Source organism: Paraburkholderia sp. CHISQ3, from assembly GCF_030464945.1.
Classification (GTDB): domain Bacteria; phylum Pseudomonadota; class Gammaproteobacteria; order Burkholderiales; family Burkholderiaceae; genus Paraburkholderia; species Paraburkholderia megapolitana.
The window spans coordinates 192,248-209,128 of sequence record NZ_JALPRG010000002.1 but is presented as its reverse complement, the minus strand read 5'-3'; the positions used below and the strand labels follow the sequence as shown (position 1 = coordinate 209,128).

At 63.8% G+C, this 16,881-nt stretch carries 17 protein-coding genes and 2 tRNA genes; 6 read left to right on the top strand and 13 right to left on the bottom strand.

Annotated elements, in window-relative coordinates; genetic code table 11:
- The first annotated feature begins 10 nt into the window (after positions 1–10).
- Positions 11–2,122, top strand: coding sequence for an ATP-dependent helicase (locus tag M0D65_RS04635; RefSeq protein WP_266251490.1), 2,112 nt, complete (start codon positions 11–13; stop codon positions 2,120–2,122).
- A 20-nt stretch (positions 2,123–2,142) separates the two neighbouring features.
- Here M0D65_RS04635 and M0D65_RS04630 read toward each other — a convergent pair whose 3' ends face one another.
- The 8 genes from M0D65_RS04630 to fdxA all read right to left on the bottom strand — a co-directional run bounded on the left by M0D65_RS04630 (position 2,143) and on the right by fdxA (position 6,474).
- Positions 2,143–2,901: a DUF4088 family protein gene (locus tag M0D65_RS04630; RefSeq protein WP_266251488.1), complete on the bottom strand. Its 759-nt coding sequence runs from the start codon at positions 2,899–2,901 to the stop codon at positions 2,143–2,145.
- A gap of 216 nt (positions 2,902–3,117) precedes the next feature.
- Entirely contained in the window at positions 3,118–3,441 is a 324-nt protein-coding gene (locus M0D65_RS04625) for an AzlD domain-containing protein (protein WP_096717288.1), read from the bottom strand.
- Positions 3,438–4,109, bottom strand: a complete 672-nt coding sequence (locus M0D65_RS04620; RefSeq protein ID WP_266252025.1) for an AzlC family ABC transporter permease — start codon at positions 4,107–4,109, stop codon at positions 3,438–3,440. Before M0D65_RS04620 ends, M0D65_RS04625 begins: the two co-directional genes overlap by 4 nt.
- A 210-nt stretch (positions 4,110–4,319) precedes the next feature.
- Positions 4,320–5,150 carry an AraC family transcriptional regulator gene (locus M0D65_RS04615; RefSeq protein WP_266251485.1) on the bottom strand — a complete coding sequence of 277 codons (831 nt, stop codon included), beginning with the start codon at positions 5,148–5,150 and terminating at the stop codon, positions 4,320–4,322.
- Positions 5,151–5,225: 75 nt separating this feature from the next.
- Positions 5,226–5,651, bottom strand: a complete 426-nt coding sequence (locus tag M0D65_RS04610; protein WP_245811471.1) for a CreA family protein — start codon at positions 5,649–5,651, stop codon at positions 5,226–5,228.
- A 166-nt stretch (positions 5,652–5,817) separates the two neighbouring features.
- A tRNA-Asn gene (locus tag M0D65_RS04605) sits at positions 5,818–5,893 on the bottom strand.
- A 69-nt stretch (positions 5,894–5,962) separates the two neighbouring features.
- Positions 5,963–6,038: transfer RNA gene (locus M0D65_RS04600), tRNA-Asn, on the bottom strand.
- Positions 6,039–6,150: 112 nt separating this feature from the next.
- On the bottom strand, positions 6,151–6,474 hold the full coding sequence (gene fdxA, locus M0D65_RS04595) for a ferredoxin FdxA (protein ID WP_091011554.1): 324 nt from the start codon (positions 6,472–6,474) through the stop codon (positions 6,151–6,153).
- 275 nt (positions 6,475–6,749) lie between these two features.
- On the opposite strand from fdxA, the gene pncB reads away from it, so the two are divergent.
- The 5 genes from pncB to rmuC all read left to right on the top strand — a co-directional run bounded on the left by pncB (position 6,750) and on the right by rmuC (position 12,758).
- Entirely contained in the window at positions 6,750–7,946 is a 1,197-nt protein-coding gene (gene pncB / locus M0D65_RS04590) for a nicotinate phosphoribosyltransferase (protein ID WP_266251482.1), read from the top strand.
- Between the two features lie 98 nt (positions 7,947–8,044).
- Positions 8,045–8,707, top strand: a complete 663-nt coding sequence (locus M0D65_RS04585) for a lactate utilization protein C (protein ID WP_266251480.1) — start codon at positions 8,045–8,047, stop codon at positions 8,705–8,707.
- 85 nt (positions 8,708–8,792) lie between these two features.
- Positions 8,793–10,217, top strand: coding sequence for a sodium:proton antiporter (locus M0D65_RS04580; RefSeq protein ID WP_266251478.1), 1,425 nt, complete (start codon positions 8,793–8,795; stop codon positions 10,215–10,217).
- A gap of 67 nt (positions 10,218–10,284) precedes the next feature.
- The gene (locus M0D65_RS04575) at positions 10,285–11,274 is read left to right on the top strand and encodes a D-glycerate dehydrogenase (protein ID WP_266251476.1); all 990 of its coding nucleotides are present in this window, start codon (positions 10,285–10,287) and stop codon (positions 11,272–11,274) included.
- Positions 11,271–12,758 carry a DNA recombination protein RmuC gene (gene rmuC / locus M0D65_RS04570; protein WP_266251474.1) on the top strand — a complete coding sequence of 496 codons (1,488 nt, stop codon included), beginning with the start codon at positions 11,271–11,273 and terminating at the stop codon, positions 12,756–12,758. Before M0D65_RS04575 ends, rmuC begins: the two co-directional genes overlap by 4 nt.
- An 82-nt stretch (positions 12,759–12,840) precedes the next feature.
- On the opposite strand, the gene M0D65_RS04565 is transcribed toward rmuC, so the two are convergent.
- The 5 genes from M0D65_RS04565 to moaA all read right to left on the bottom strand — a co-directional run bounded on the left by M0D65_RS04565 (position 12,841) and on the right by moaA (position 16,792).
- Positions 12,841–13,338 (bottom strand): GNAT family N-acetyltransferase, encoded by a 498-nt coding sequence (locus M0D65_RS04565; protein ID WP_266251472.1) that lies wholly within the window; start codon positions 13,336–13,338, stop codon positions 12,841–12,843.
- On the bottom strand, positions 13,338–13,613 hold the full coding sequence (locus M0D65_RS04560; RefSeq protein ID WP_091011561.1) for a hypothetical protein: 276 nt from the start codon (positions 13,611–13,613) through the stop codon (positions 13,338–13,340). Before M0D65_RS04560 ends, M0D65_RS04565 begins: the two co-directional genes overlap by 1 nt.
- A gap of 58 nt (positions 13,614–13,671) precedes the next feature.
- A complete protein-coding gene (gene glp / locus M0D65_RS04555; protein ID WP_266251470.1) occupies positions 13,672–14,967 on the bottom strand; it encodes a gephyrin-like molybdotransferase Glp in 1,296 nt (431 codons plus the stop codon).
- Positions 14,968–15,052: 85 nt separating this feature from the next.
- On the bottom strand, positions 15,053–15,667 hold the full coding sequence (gene mobA, locus M0D65_RS04550; RefSeq protein WP_266251468.1) for a molybdenum cofactor guanylyltransferase MobA: 615 nt from the start codon (positions 15,665–15,667) through the stop codon (positions 15,053–15,055).
- 18 nt (positions 15,668–15,685) lie between these two features.
- Complete coding sequence (gene moaA / locus M0D65_RS04545; protein WP_266251466.1) at positions 15,686–16,792, bottom strand: GTP 3',8-cyclase MoaA; 1,107 nt, start codon at positions 16,790–16,792, stop codon at positions 15,686–15,688.
- Positions 16,793–16,881: the final 89 nt, after the last annotated feature.

Below are 16,881 nucleotides of genomic sequence, written 5' to 3'. Positions count from 1 at the left end.
ACTGCCTACCGTGCTCTCCGTCGCCGATTCCCCGCTACCCAACACCGCCGCCTGGCTCGCGAAGCTCAACGACGCGCAGCGCGAAGCCGTCGAGTACGGCACCGCCGATGCAACCCAGCCGCCGGGCGCGCTGCTGGTCATCGCTGGCGCGGGGTCCGGCAAGACCAATACGCTCGCGCACCGCGTCGCGCAGCTGATCGTGAAGGGCGCCGACCCGCGGCGCATTCTGCTGTTGACCTTTTCGCGCCGTGCCGCGCAGGAAATGACCCGGCGCGTGACACGCATCGCGGGTGCTGCGCTCGGCACGCGTGCGGTGGCCGCGCAGGGCCTGACGTGGTCCGGCACGTTCCATAGCGTCGGCGCGCGGCTGCTGCGCGAATACGCCGAGCGGATCGACCTGTCGCCGGCGTTCACGATCAACGATCGCGAAGATTCCGCCGACCTGATGAATCTCGTGCGCCACGAACTCGGCCTGTCCGCGAAGGAGCGGCGCTTTCCATCCAAGAGCACCTGCTTCGCGATCTACTCGCGCGTCGTGAACACCGGTGCCACGCTCGCGGACGTGCTGGCTCAGGCGTTTCCGTGGTGCTGCGAATGGGAAGCAGACCTGCGCATGCTGTTCGCCGCCTACGTCGACGCGAAGCAGAAGCAAAGCGTGCTCGACTACGACGACCTGCTGCTGTACTGGTCCTACGTCGCCGCCGAACCATCCATCGCCGCCGATCTGTCGAGCCGCTTCGATCACGTGCTCGTCGACGAATACCAGGACACCAATCGTCTGCAGGCGTCGATCCTGCTCGCGCTGAAACCCGACGGGCGTGGCCTGACCGTAATCGGCGACGACGCGCAGTCGATCTATTCGTTTCGCGGCGCGACGATACGCAACATCCTCGACTTCCCCACGCATTTTGATCCGCCCGCGAAGCAGGTGACGCTCGAGCGTAACTACCGCTCGACACAACCGATCCTCGCCGCATCGAACGCGGTCATCGATCTCGCGGCCGAACGCTTCACGAAGAACCTGTGGACCGACAAGGCGTCCGCGCAGCGCCCACGTCTCGTCACCGTCGAGGACGAAGCGGCACAGGCCCGCTATGTGGTCGAGCAGGTGCTCGAAGCGCGCGAAGGCGGCATGACGCTGAAGGCCCAAGCCGTGCTGTTTCGTGCGGCCCATCACAGTGCAGCGCTCGAAATCGAACTGATGAGACGCAACATTCCGTTCGTGAAATTTGGCGGGCTGAAGTTTCTCGATGCAGTGCATGTGAAGGACATGCTGGCGGTGCTGCGCTGGGCGGAGAATCCGCGCGACCGGGTCGCGGGGTTTCGCGTGATGCAACTGCTGCCCGGGGTCGGGCCGGCTACTGCTGGGCGCGTGCTGGATCAGGTGGCTGCTCATGCGGGTGTACGCACGGCCGATGCGCTCGCGGCTTTCGCGCCACCAGCGCGTGCGTTCGAAGACTGGCAGCCGTTTGCCGCGCTGATGTCGACGGTATGCGGGCGCGAGTCGCCGTGGCCCGCCGAGTTCGAACTGATCCGGCGCTGGTACGAGCCGCATCTCGAACGCAATCACGAAGATGCGGCGATTCGTCATGCGGACGTGCTGCAAATGGAAAGCATCGCGGGCACATATCCATCGCGCGAGCGTTTCCTGACCGAGCTGACGCTTGATCCACCCGATGCCACGAGCGATGAATCCGGCGTGCCGCTACTCGACGAGGACTATCTGATCCTCTCGACGATCCATTCGGCGAAGGGTCAGGAATGGCGCAACGTGTTCGTACTGAACGGCGTGGACGGCTGCATTCCGTCGGATCTCGGCACCGGCAGCGAAGAAGAAATCGACGAGGAGCGGCGCCTGCTCTACGTGGCGATGACGCGCGCCAAGGAAGACCTGCATATCGTCGTGCCGCAGCGTTTTTATGTGCACAACCAGACGCATCTCGGCGACCGGCACGTCTGGGCGTCGCGAACGCGCTTCATTCCCGCGCATCTGATGTCGCACTTCGATGCCTATGCGTGGCCGCACGTCGCGCCGCCCGCGGCACCGACTGCGGCCGGGCTCGCGGCCGCGGCGCAGGCGAAGCTACAGATCGCGGCGAAGCTCCGCAAGATGTGGGAGTGAGGCGGTGCGCTCGGGCGTGTTCAGCGTGACGGCCGCTGCGTGCGCGTGGGCGGCGGCGTAAAGAAGTTGCGCAGCCACGCGGCGAGACGCGCGAATATATCGTAGGGTTCCTCGACGAAAATTTCCGGCTTGAGCAACCGCAGATACTCCATGATCTGCTGCGCTTCCTGCTTCTGGAACGAGCCGTGCGCGATGCCAAGTCGCAGCAGTCCGCGCAACTCGCCGAGCTTTTCGCGCGCCGCGCTGCCTACGCTTGCTTCACACGCGACCTTCGCCTCGTACACCCGCTGCCGCAGCGATTCAGCAAGCCGCCATGCGGGCGTCTGCATGGTTTCCTCGAGCGTTTGAATATCCTGCGCCGCCGATTTGATCTGCGTGGCGAGTGGATCGACCATTAACGCGTCGCCCTGCGCTTCCTCGACGATCGCTGCTGCCCAGCTACGGGCCTGCTTCGCGAGCTCTTCGGGGGTCCATTCGGTGCGCACGGCAAAGCCGAAACCGAATTCGGTTGCCTGCCGCATCAGGATCGCGACGACGTCCGGAAACTCCTTGCCGAGCGTGCGCTTGGCCCATGCGTACTGACCGCCCGCGAGCATGCGCTGCACCGCGTTTTCGGTCAGCGGCACCATGTTGTCGAGCAGCTTCGCCCGCAAAAAATCCTCAAACGACGGCGTTGCGAACTGTGGATCGAGCTTCAGCGACACGCGCAGAAACGCTTCGAAATCCTTGCGCAGCGACGCGATGGTTTCGTCCTTGAGTGTAAGGATGATCTGACCCATGTCTTATCCCGTGTGGTCGTCCGCGCGCGACACCGCTGGGAAGCTGTGGTCCGCTCTTTCCTCGGGAGCGAAGCGCAGCGATGCCGGTGCGGTGACATTCTGCTTCCCGCGCGGGTCTCGAAGGCGAGCGCGGGAACGCGAGTCCGGTGTGCGGACTACGACGGTATATCGGCGGGATGGTGGAAAACTTGAGCGCGCCTGGGCGCGTGCGGCCGGTTATCGAAGCACCACGCCTTGCCACAGGAAGAACACAGCGAGGCCGACTGCGATCGTCAGCAGCGGGCGGCGCGTGAGCGCACTGACGACGATCGCCGCGAGCGCACCGACCAGTTGCGGATTGCGCCACGTCAATTCGGCCTCGGTGCCGTGCGGCGAGACGGCCATCGGCACGATGATCGCGGTCAGCACGGTGACCGGCACGAAGCCGAGCGCGGTGCGCACGAGCGGCGGGAAAACGAGCCGGTCGCCGAGCAGGAAGACCGTTGCACGGATGAGCCAGGTGATCAGTGCCATGCCCAGAATCAGGATCACGTAGTTCATTGGCTGACCTCCGTAGTTTGCTGACCCAATGCGCTGCGACGCGACAGCAGCACGCCGACCACGACGCCTGCGAATACCGCGCCGAGCAAGCCGAGCTTGTACGGCCAACCCTGCCAGAAGAACGCGAGCGCACCCGACGTTGCCGCGGCGGCGACATAACGAATTGCGACGAGCTGCGGCACGACGATCGCGATGAAGGTTGCGACCATTGCGAAATCGAGGCCGAGCGACTGCAGGCCCGGAAACGCGGCGCCGAACAGCAGACCGGCGAGTGTCCAGATCTGCCAGTTGATATACATCGACAGGCCCGAGCCCAGGAAATAGTACGGGCCGACCGTCCCCGGCGGATGCAGCCGGTAGTGCGCCCAGGCGACGGCGAAGACCTCGTCGGTGAGCAGGCCGCCGAGGGTCCAGCGCCAGTGCATCGGCAGATGGGCGACGTGCGGAGCGAGCGTGGCGCTATACAGCATGTGGCGCAGATTCACGATCAGCGTCGTCGCCCAGACCACGGCGAAGCCCGCATGACCGGCGATCAGGCCGAGCGCGATGAACTGCGCCGAACCGGCGAATACGACGAGCGACATCAGTTGCCCGTGCCACAGATGCAGCGGGCCCGATGCGACCAGCGTGCCGAAGATCACGCCGAACGGCGCAGCGCCGACGAGCATCGGGACGGTATCGCGCGTACCGGCGGTGAATTCGCGAAAGCGGTGGGTTTGAGTCAATTGAGTCAATCTTTCCTCCTGTCCCAGCGAGCATAACGGTGCGGGACGCGGGTGCGCTTGTACGTTCTTGCGGTATGGGCGGTGTATGTGCGAGGTGCGCTGAGGGCCGGCGATGCGCCGTAGCGCCGGGGGGGAAGGCCGGTCGGTTCTGTTTCAGACGCCTTGCCAGCGTCCTGGCGGCACGCCGAACATGCGCCGGAAATGCCGCGTGAAATGGCTCTGATCGGTGAAGCCGCTGGCAGCCGCGACGTCGGCGACCGATGTGCCCGCCCGCAACGGCGCGAGCGAGCGTTGCAGACGAACCTGATTGCGCCAGGCGTGCGGCGGCAGACCCGTGGTCTGCGCGAAAAGACGCGCGGCGTGAAACGGCGACAGGCCCACGGCGTCGGCGAGTTGCGCGAGTGTCAGCGGAGCGGTGAGGTCGCCGGTGAGGCAGTCTTTCATCGTGGCGACGCGGTTGTCGTCGGAACCCGCCGATTGTGCAGCGGCCCGCGTGCGTCCGTAGCGCACGAGCAGCATCGACAGTGCGTCGAGCAACGCGGCTTCGGCGGCGAGCGGATCGGCGGCGTTTTCTTCGAGCAGATGATGGGCGCGCCGCAGCCGGTCGGCGAGGACCGGGTCGCGGATCACGCCGGGCTCGAACCACGGCAGCGGTTGTACGCGCCCGGCGATATCGGTGGCCAGATCGTGGATGAAATCGACCGGCACATACATCACGCGATAACGCCAGCCGGCCTCGACCGCACGCGCGCCGGTGTGCAGTTCGCCGGGATTGATGACCGGCACGCTGCCGGCCTCGGCGACATAGTGCGTGCCGCGATAGTCGTAGCACTCCGCGCCGGCCTCGATCACCGGGATCGTATAGGCGTCGTGCCAGTGCGGCGTGAACGCGTGATCGCGATATTCGGCGGTGACGAGATCCGCGCCGGGCAGAAGCGGCGTGCGCCAGTAGTGGGCGGAATCGCGGAAACGGGTGACGGTCATGATGGCAATCCGGCTTGGCCTGCCAGTTTAGCGCGGGTTTTAGCGCGGCTGCGTGGCCGCATGACAGGGCAGTGCCTACTTCATCGGGATCGTCGTGCCCGCCGGCAGCGGCACGGCCGTGACGCTGTTCTTCGCACTGCCGGTCGCGATCCGGTCGCTATAGGTCAGATACACGAGCGTATTGCGTTTCGCATCGACGACGCGCACGACGTGCAGCGTCTTGAACACGAACGACATGCGCTCGGTGAACACATCGTCCTGCTGCTTGAGCGATCCGTTGAAATGGATCGCGCCGATCTGGCGGCAGGCAATCGACGCTTCGGTCGGGTCTTCGGCAAGGCCGAGCGAGCCCTTGATACCACCAGTGCGCGCCCGCGACACATAGCACGTCACGCCACCGACGAGCGGATCGTCGTACGCCTCGACAACGACACGGTCGGAGCCTGTGAGACGGAAGTTGGTGTTGACGCTCGCGACTTCCTCGCCGTGGGCGTACGGCATCAGCAGCGCTGCGCAGGCGGCGAGCGGGATGATCGAGAGGATGGATTTCATGGGAAGGGCGGGTTGCCGGTTGGGAAAGCCGTCATCCTATACCAGCGGTATGGCGGGCGATCCGCATGAGCCACCAAAAACAAAGGCCGCTATGGCTAGCGGCCTTTCAGAATCTTGGCTCCTCGACCTGGGCTCGAACCAGGGACCTACGGATTAACAGTCCGGCGCTCTACCAACTGAGCTATCGAGGAACAGCAATACAACGCTTCACGATATAGACACAAAAAAGCCCGTTCTGATTAACGGGCCTTTGCAATTCTTGGCTCCCCGACCTGGGCTCGAACCAGGGACCTACGGATTAACAGTCCGGCGCTCTACCAACTGAGCTATCGGGGAACAACAACAGCGAAGAAGCGAAATTGTAGGGGGCGCTACAGGACCTGTCAATACCCAAGGCATTCCGGGGCACAGACGCTCGGCGCTACCACGCCTGTGAGACAGGCGACGCTTAGCGCTCGAGAAGCGCCAGCTTGTCCTTCACATCCTTGAATTCGTCGGCTTCGGGCAGCGGCAGCTTGGTCTTCGTAATGCTGGGCCAGCCCTTCGCGAGCTCCGCGTTCAGTGCGGTGAAGTCCTGCTGGTCGCCAGGGACGTCTTCTTCCGCGTAGATCGCGTTCACCGGACATTCGGCGACGCACACGGCACAGTCGATGCACTCGTCGGGATCGATCGCGAGAAAGTTGGGACCTTCGCGAAAGCAGTCCACCGGGCACACGTCGACGCAGTCGGTATAGCGGCATTTAATGCAGCTTTCGGTCACAACGTGGGTCATTCAGGCAACTCCTGCATGCAATATCGGGGCGGCAAAACGGGGGCCGAAATGCCAAAGGCGCTATTGTAACGTAACCCGAAATCCCGTATCACGCATTGGCCCGGGGGTTTTATACCGATTGGTGATTAGTTTATGGGTGGCCGCCGTGCACCTGGCGGCTACACCGTCCGCGCAGCCGCATTCGGGTAACATGGGGCGATTGGCGCGCGAGAGGCGGGCCGCAACGAACAGGTCTCTTCAAGGACTGCCGGCATCAGCCGACCGGTGTGCACACCATGATCATTACCTCGCTGCTCGATACCGATCTCTACAAGTTCACGATGATGCAGGTCGTCCTGCATCATTTTCCTGCCGCCAGCGTCGAATACCGTTTTCGCTGCCGCACGAAAAACGTCGATCTCGTGCCGTATGTCGCCGAGATCCGCGAAGAAGTGCGCAAGCTCTGCGAACTGCGCTTTACCGGCGACGAACTCGACTACCTGCGCCGGATGCGCTTCATCAAGGGCGATTTCGTCGAATTCCTTGCGCTGTTTCATCTGAACGAAAAGTACATCTCGATCTCGCCGTCGCCGAAGAACAACGGCGAGATCGACATCGAGATCAAGGGGCCGTGGCTGCATACGATCCTCTTCGAGATCCCGGTGCTCGCGATCGTCAACGAGGTTTATTTCCGTAACACGCAGCAGCATCCCGATTACAGCGAAGGCCGCGAACGTCTGCGCGAGAAGATCAAGCTGCTTGGCGCGCGACCCGAATTCGCCGATTGCAAGATCGCCGATTACGGCACGCGCCGGCGCTTCTCGAAGCAGTGGCACGAAGAGGTGGCGCTCACGCTGAAAGAGGGGCTCGGCGAGCAGTTTGCCGGCACCAGCAACGTGTTCTATGCGATGAAGCACGGCCTTACGCCGCTCGGCACGATGGCGCATGAGTATCTGCAGGCTTGCCAGGCGCTCGGCCCGCGGTTGCGCGATTCGCAGATCTACGGCTTCGAAATGTGGGCGAAAGAGTATCGCGGCGACCTCGGTATCGCGCTGTCCGATGTGTACGGGATGCAGGCGTTCCTGCGCGACTTCGATATGTATTTCTGCAAGCTCTTCGATGGCGCGCGCCACGACTCCGGCGATCCGTTCGACTGGGGCGAGCGGCTGCTCAAGCACTACGAAGACAATCGCTGCGATCCGCGCACGAAGGTACTGGTGTTCTCCGACGCGCTCGATATCCCGAAGGTTCTGCAGCTCTACGAACGGTTTCGCAACCGCTGCAAGCTCGCGTTCGGTGTCGGCACCAACCTCACCAACGACCTCGGCTACAACCCGTTGCAGATCGTCATCAAGATGGTCCGTTGCAATGGCCAGCCGGTCGCGAAGCTGTCCGATTCGCCGGGCAAGAACATGTGCGACGACAAGGCGTATCTCGCGTATCTGCGTCAGGTGTTCGGGATTGCAGCGCCGGCCGAAGAAGCGGAGCAATAGCGCACGCGATCGCGCGATCGTGCATTTGCGCAACGCGCCGCCGGTATAATTTTCGCGTGACGGAACCTGCTTATACCGCCATCGAACGAGGACTTCCCATGGACACATCGACTGCCCGCCGTAACATTCTTGCGCGCATCCGCGCGGCGCAGGGGCGCGAAGGCGAGCCGTCCGATGCCGAACGCGAAGCCGCCGACGACTATCTGACGCGTCATCCCGAAGGCCCGCGTCCAGAGTTGCCCGGTGACCTGATCGAGCGTTTCATCGTCGAAGCACGCAAGATGGCCACCACGGTCGATACCGTCGACACCATGAACGATGTGCCCGCCGCCGTACAACGTTATCTCGTCGAGCACGACCTGCCGGTGCAGGCCATCGCGTGGCAGACTCTGCAGGACCTCGCCTGGGCCGACGCGGGCATCGAGGTCGAATTCCGCAAACCGCAGGATGCCGACAAGGTCGGCATCACCGGCTGTTTCTGCGCGACGGCGGAGACCGGCACGCTGGTGCTGTTGTCGGGGCCGCAAACTTATGCATCCGCGGGACTGCTGCCCGAGACGCATGTTGCGATCGTGCCGGCTTCGCGCATCGTGGCAGGACACGAGGAAGCGTTCGGCCTGATTCGCAGCGAACGCGGCGAACTGCCGCGCGCGGTCAATTTCGTCTCGGGGCCGTCGCGTACCGGCGATATCGAGCAGACCATCGTGCTCGGTGCGCATGGTCCGTATCGCGTCCATGCGATCGTCGTGCGCGGCGCGTGAGCCGAGTTTTCAGCGTCTTCCGTTTTTTCGCCGTAGCCGGACGCTACCTGCTGCGAGCGACCTTTCAACCCGACAGGATGTACCTATGAAACGACATGCCGTCCTGGCATGCCTCGCGTTCGCCGCCGCATGCGCGGGGTGGCCGCAACTGGCCGCCGCTGCGACGCTCGATGGCGCGACGCTGTCCGCATGGTGGGCTGCACCGTTCGCCGGCATGCTGCTATCGATCGCGATCTTTCCGCTCGTTGCGCCGGCGCTCTGGCATCACCATTTCGGCAAGGTATCGGCGGCGTGGGCCGTGGTGTTCCTCGTGCCGTTCGCTTTTGTCTTTGGTACGGGCACGGCATTCGGTTCGCTCGTGCACGCGTTGCTTGAGGAATACGTTCCGTTCATCGTGCTGCTCACCGCGCTGTACACGGTGGCCGGCGGTATCTGCGTGCGTGGCAACCTGCGCGGCACACCGCGGTTGAACACGACGATCCTCGTGCTCGGCACCGTGCTCGCGAGCATCATGGGGACGACCGGCGCAGCCATGCTGCTGATCCGTCCGCTCCTGCGCGCGAACGACAATCGCAAACACGTCGTGCATGTCGTCGTGTTCTTTATCTTTCTGGTGGCGAATGCGGGAGGCTCGCTGTCACCACTCGGCGATCCGCCGTTGTTCCTCGGTTTCCTGAATGGCGTGGGTTTCTTCTGGACCACGCAGCACCTTGCACTGCCGATGCTCTTTGTTTGCGTCGTGCTGCTCGCAGTGTTCTACGTGATCGATTCATACTATTTCCATCGCGGCGAGGAACAACGTCCGGCCGCGCTCGATCCGACGCCCGATGCGCCAAAGCTCGCCATTGACGGCAAGATCAACTTCGTGCTGCTCGTTGCGGTGATCGCGCTCGTGTTGATGAGCGGTCTGTGGAAGCCCGGCATCGAGTTCGATGTGTTCGGCACGCACGTCGCGTTGCAAAACGCGCTGCGCGACGCGGCGCTGATTGTCGTCACGCTGGTCTCGCTTGCCGTGACGCCGCGCGCGGCACGCACCGGTAACGACTTCAACTGGGCGCCGATCGAAGAGGTCGCGAAACTGTTCGCGGCGATCTTCGTGACGATCGCACCGGTGATCACGATCCTGCGCGCGGGCGAGGCCGGCGCGTTCGCAGGCATCGTCCATCTCGTCAACGACGTGTCCGGCGCGCCGCGCGACGCGATGTATTTCTGGGCGACGGGGATCCTGTCGTCGTTTCTCGACAACGCGCCGACTTACCTGGTGTTCTTCAACCTCGCGGGCGGCGACGCGCAGACGTTGATGACCACGGGCGCCACGACGCTCGCGGCGATTTCCGCGGGCGCTGTGTTCATGGGTGCGAACAGCTATATCGGCAATGCGCCAAACTTCATGGTGAAGGCGATTGCCGAATCACGCGGCGTGCGGATGCCGGGTTTTTTCGGCTATCTTGCATGGTCAGGGGCGATATTGATTCCGGTGTTTCTCGTTACCGGCTGGCTGTTTTTCTGAATTCGGTTGATAGCGTGTGCGCGTGCCCACAGGTGGCCATGTGCGGCGCAGTTTCTGGAGCGATGTAATGCAGAAGATTCTGGTTGCGCGTCCGATTTTTCCGGATGTGATCGAGCGGCTCAAACAGTATTTCGACGTCGACTGGAACAACGGCGATGTTCTTGGCGCAGATGAATTTACGCGGCGGCTCGCGGACTGCGACGGCGCCCTGACGGCTGGCGACCCGGTCGGAGCGGCCGTGCTGGCCGCGGCACCGCGTCTGCGAGTGGTGTCGAACATGGCGGTCGGTTACAACAACTTCGACATGAACGCGTTCAATGCGGCGAACGTGCTCGGCACGAACACGCCGGACGTGCTGAACGAATCGACTGCCGATTTCGGCTGGGCACTGATGATGGCGACCGCGCGCCGCATCGCGGAGGCGGAGCACTGGCTGCGTGCAGGCCACTGGCAGAAGTGGGCCTATGACGGTTTTCTCGGCACGGACGTGTATGGCGCGACGCTCGGCGTTATCGGCATGGGACGCATCGGCCAGGCGCTTGCGCGCCGCGCGCGCGGCTTCAACATGCGCGTGATCTATCACAACCGTTCGCGCGTTGCGCCGGCCATCGAAGCCGAATTGAACGCGCAGTACGTATCGAAAGAAGGGTTGCTGCAACAGGCCGATCATGTAGTGCTCGTGTTGCCCTACACGAAGGAAAACCATCACACGATCGGCGCCGCCGAACTCGCGCTGATGAAACCCACCGCCACGCTCACGAACATCGCACGCGGCGGCATCGTCGACGATGCCGCGCTGGTCGACGCGCTGCGCGCGAAGCAGATTGCGGCAGCCGGGCTCGATGTCTACGAAGGCGAACCGAAGCTCAACCCTGCGTTGTTGACGGTGCCGAACGTCGTGCTCACGCCGCATATCGCGAGCGCGACCGAATCGACCCGTCGCGCGATGGCCAATCTCGCCGCGGACAATCTGATCGCGGCGCTTGGCGTCGGTCCGCAAGCGGGGCATCCACCGAATCCGATCAATCCCGAAGTGCTGGGGAAGGCGCGCGCATGACCATGACTCTCGTAGGCGCGATCGTGATGGTCGCGCTCGCCGTGGCGCTCGTTATAGCGCTGCTGATCCTGATGCGCGGGGCAGGGCGTTCGCGCGAGGACGCGCGGCTGACCGAACTCGGCGAGCGCGCCGTTGCCGCAACCGATGCGCAGACGCGCGCGTTCGAACGGCTCGAACGCGAACTGCGCAGCGAAATCGTCGACACTGCGCGTACATCGCGTACCGAGCTGAGCGGCGGCTTCGCGCAGTTCCAGCAGACACTGGCCGCGCAACTGACGAGCATCGCGACTGTGCAGAACAGTCAGATCGACGGTTTTGCGCAGCAGCTCGTGAAGCTCACCGAGACCAATGCTCAGCAACTCGAAGCGGTACGCCAGAGCCTGCAACTGCAGGCCCAGCATGCGCGCGACGAACAGGGCTCGGCGTTGAAGCGCTTCGGCGACACGCTGACGCAACAACTCTCGCAACTAACCGAAGCGAACGATCGCCGCTTCGGCGAAGTGCGCGCGACGATCGAGCAGCGCCTGAAAGACATCGAGACGAACAACGCGACGAAGCTCGAAGAGATGCGCCGCACGGTCGACGAGAAACTGCACGCAACGCTCGAACAGCGTCTTGGCGAATCGTTCAAGTTAGTTTCAGATCGACTGGAGCAGGTGCATCGCGGGCTCGGCGAGATGCAGACGCTGGCCGCGGGCGTTGGCGACCTGAAGAAGGTGCTGACCAATGTGAAGACACGCGGCACGTGGGGCGAAGTGCAGCTCGAGGCGCTGCTCGAACAGCTGCTGACACCCGATCAATACGCGAAGAATGTCGCGACCGTGCCGAAGAGCAATGAGCGTGTCGAGTTCGCGATTCGCTTGCCGGGCAACACATCGGCGGATGGCGTGCCTGTGCCCGTATGGCTGCCGCTCGATGCGAAATTTCCGCGCGAAGACTACGAGCGCCTGATCGATGCACAGGAGCGGGCAGACCCGGTTGCCGTCGAGGAAGCGTCGCGTGCGCTCGAGGCACGAGTGCGGGCCGAAGCGCGTTCGATTGCGGAAAAATACGTGTCGCCGCCGCACACTACCGATTTCGCACTGCTCTATCTGCCAACCGAAGGGCTCTACGCGGAGGTGCTACGCCGCACTGGCCTGACGGATCTGCTGCAACGTGAATATCGCGTAACGATCGCCGGGCCGACGACGCTCACGGCACTGCTGAACAGTTTGCAGATGGGCTTCAGGACACTTGCGATCGAGAAGCGCTCGAGCGAGGTGTGGCAGGTGCTCGGCGCGGTGAAGACGGAGTTCGGCAAATTCGGCGACGTGCTGGCGAGAACGAAGTCGCAGCTCGAAACCGTCACCCGATCGATCGAAGCCGCCGAGGTGCGCACGCGCGCAATGGGCCGCAAGCTACGCGACGTCGAAGCGTTGCCCGGCGAGCAGGCAAGCGGTCTGCTAGGCGATGCGGCGAGTGGGGCCGATACGGACGAGTCGTAAAAATCGCTTTCCGTGCCGCTGAAACAAGCATGAGCCGCGTGGACAGGCCATATGCCACGCGGCGTTCAAACCGCTAAACGATTCAGCCGGTCTTGCGCGGAGCACTTGCCGCGAGCGTGTCGAGCGCGGCACCGGTCATCCGGACAACGCGCCAGTCGGGCAGCACGGTCGCGCCCATCTTCTGATAGAAATCGATGGCCGTCTGGTTCCAGTCGAGCACTGTCCATTCAAAACGCCCGCATTCGCGCTCCACGGCCAGTGCCGCGAGCCGCTGCAGGATCGCGGTGCCGAGCCCGCTGCCGCGTTGCGACGGCTGCACATACAGGTCTTCCAGATACAGCCCGCGCCTGCCGACGAAGGTCGAGAAGTTATGGAAGAAGAGCGCATAGCCGACGATGCTGCCGGCATCTTCCGCGACCAGCGCTTCCGTCAACGCCCGCGCACCGAACAGCGCATCGTGCAAGCCCGCTTGCGTCACGGTCAACAGATGCGTGAGCTTTTCGAATTCCGCCAGTTCGACAATCAGCGCGTAGATCGCGCCGACATCGGCGGGGGTGGCCGCGCGGATTGCGGCAGCCATTACGCTTCCTCGGGTACGTCGCTCAACTGGATCTCGATGCCGCCGAAACGCGATGCCACCCAGTTGTAGGCGTGACATGCAATCCACAGCAGCACGAAACCGAGGATCGCATTCAGCAGCAACGCGCTGAACACCGTACTCAGTTCGAGCGACCCGTAACGGAAGAAGGCCAGCAGGGCACCGATCAGCACGATCGGTACGCTGAAGGTCAGATAGACGAGAATCAGCGCCTTGGCGGTCGGTCCCGGTGCAATGTACGAGAGCTGTTTTTTCATGTGAGTCCAACTCGTTGGTCGAGGTAGTTGCGTGAAAAGTAATGCTTGAGCCTGCTGATCAGACAAGCCCGTCGAACAGCATGATATCGACGGTGTCTCCCGTGTCGATATTGGCCTGTTCGTGCGCGAGCACGATGAAGCAGTTGGCCTCGCTCATCGAACTGAGCGCGCCTGAACTTTGCGAACCGGTCGGCACGACGTGCCACTGGCCTTTCGTATCCCGCTCTGCGATGCCGCGCTGATACTCGGTGCGTCCCGCGCGTTTGCGGATCGCTGTGCGGCTCGTGGCGGCGATCAGCGGTACCGGTTGGAGTGTCGCACCGGCCATGGCAAGCAGCGCTTCGCGCACGATCTGATAGAACGTCACCATCACGGCGACCGGGTTGCCCGGCAAGCCGAAGAATAGCGCGGGTCGTCCCTCGCCGGGCCGCTCACCCGACCAGATGCGACCGAACGCGAGCGGGCGGCCCGGTCGCATGGCGAGGCTCCAGAACGCGACATCGCCAAACGTTTGCAGCAGCTTGCGCGTGAAATCCGCTTCGCCGACCGAGACGCCACCCGATGTCAGCACGACGTCGGCGTTCGACGCCGCATCGCGTAGCGCGGCTTCGAGTGCGGCCGGTTCGTCGCGCACCACACCGAGATCGAGCGTCTCGAGATTCAACCGGCGCAGCATCGCGGACAGCGTGTGCCGGTTGCTGTCGTACACGCAGCCTGGCGCGAGCGGTTCGCCAAGCGAGCGCAGTTCGTCGCCGGTCGAGAAGAACGCGACGCGCAAACGCCGCCGCACCGGCACGTCGCCAATGCCCAGCGATGCGAGCAGACCGGCATCGCCGGCACGCACGATGCGCCCGGCATGTAGCGCGACGCTGCCGCGCGCGAGGTCTTCGCCGGTGCGTCGACGGTTTGCGCCGGCGTGCAGTGCATCGGTGGGGAAGTGGATCGTCTCGCCTTCGCGGCTGACGAGTTCTTGCGGCACGACCGTGTCGCAGCCGGCGGGCAACCATGCGCCGGTCATCACACGCACGCAGGTACCTGCTGCGACCGTGCCCGCAAACGGATGTCCTGCGAGTGCCTTGCCGGTCACCTTGAGCGTCACGTCGCCGGGCGCGCTGATGAGCGCCGCACCGCCGAATGCGTAGCCGTCCATTGCCGAGTTGTCGTGCGCGGGAACGTCGATTGGCGACACGATGTCTTCGGCCAGTACGCGGTCGAGCGCATCGTGCAGCGACACGTGTTCGATCTCAGTGAGCGGCGTAGCCCATTGACGCACGATTGCCTGCGCGGCATGGACCGGCAGGGCATCTGGGTCGTACTGGTCGACGCAACGGGAGAGATCGTCAGGCGTGGTCATGAATCGGGAGCGTCGCGGCCGGAAGCGGTCCGGTGACTTGCCGGGGCCTGTACTGGCGGTGTGCTGGCGAGTGGCCTGGAGAGCCTCATGAACGTTCGAGGTCGGCGAGTTCTTGTAACGAGTTCACATTGTAGAACGCGCGCTCGTCATCCAAGACGACTTCGACCGCCGTGTGGCGCGCGTACCACGCGCGCACCTTACGTTCGCCCGCTTGCAGAAAGGCGGCGAGATCGTCGGCCAGCGAGGTGCGCAGCAGCGCGAATACCGGATGAACCGAGCGATGTCCGTGGACGTCGATGGTCGCGACTGTGGCGATATCCGCGTGTGCTGCGTCGAGCGCCTGCGCGAGACGCAGGGCGAGATCGGTGGGCAGGTTGGGGGTGTCGCACGGTGCGCTGAGGACGAATGCGGTTTCGGCGCTTTGCAATCCGGCCAGCAGTCCCGCGAGCGGGCCGGGAAAATCGGGCAGCCTGTCGGTGACGATGCGTGCCCGATACGCCGCGCCCAGTTCCGTATAGCGCTCGAGATGGCGGTTCGCGCTGATCAGAAGCGGACCGGTTTGCGGTGCAAGCCGCTTCAGCACGTGGGCTGCGAGCGGCTCGCCGTGCAGCGGCTGCAAGCCCTTGTCGACACCGCCCATGCGCGTACCGCGGCCGCCTGCGAGCACGAGGCCCGTGATGTGCGCGGTATCGATGGTCATGAGTGTGGGACGACGGCGTCAGCCGCCGATGTACGACATTTCGACGCGGCGTTCGTCCGCATCCTGTGCCGCGGCGCTGCCGCGCAACTGCGAGTAGCGGTCGCTGCGCTGGTGCCAGATCCGCGCGACGGCGGTGGCGATCTCGGCATCGCTTGAGCCGTTGCGCACGAGCGCGCGCAGATCGTGTCCCGCTGAGGCGAACAGGCACAGGTACAGCTTGCCTTCCGTCGACAGACGCGCACGCGTACACGACCCGCAGAACGCGCGCGTGACGCTCGAAATCACACCGATCTCGCCGCCGCCATCCACATAGCCCCAGCGTTGCGCGGTTTCAGCGAGGCTGTGCGCGTCGAGCGGCGCGAGCGGGAAGTGCGCGGCAATGCGCGCAACCACGTCTGCCGAAGGCAGCACTTCCGTCATGTTCCAGCCGTTCGAGGTACCCACGTCCATGTATTCGATAAAGCGCAGCACAGCGCCGGAATGACGGAAGCGGCGCGCCATCGGAATGATTTCGGCATCGTTCGTCCCGCGCTTGACGACCATGTTGATCTTCACCGGCGCGAGCCCCACGGCCTGTGCGGCCGCGATACCTTCGAGCACGTCGGCGACTGCAAAGTCGGCGTCGTTCATGCGACGAAACAGCGTGTCGTCGAGTGCGTCGAGGCTCACCGTGACGCGCGTGAGACCTGCGTCTTTCAGGCTGCGTGCCTTGCGCGCGAGCAGCGAGCCGTTGGTGGTGAGCGTCAGATCGAGCGGGCGACCGCCGGGCGTGCGCAGCAGCGCCAGCCGTTCAATCAGGAATTCGAGGTTCTTGCGCAGCAGCGGTTCGCCGCCCGTGAGGCGGATTTTCTCGACACCGTGCGCAACGAAGATGCGCGCGAGGCGCTCGATCTCTTCGAACTTCAACAACGCGCCGTGCGGCAGAAACGGATAGTCCTTGTCGAACACCGCGCGTGGCATGCAGTAGACGCAACGAAAATTGCAGCGATCCGTCACCGAGATGCGCAGATCGCGCAGCGGCCGCGCCAGCGTGTCGTGAAGCACGCCGTTCGGCGCCAGGGCAGGACCGTCGACAACCGGCACTGCGCTGACATCGGTAAGAGGGATGATGCGTCGGGAGGACATGATGATTTCGTTGGGACTCAGACGCTTATTCTAGCGGAACGCTACTTCTAAGGCTGTTGGGGCGAACGCGCGACCTGCGGGCAAGAAAA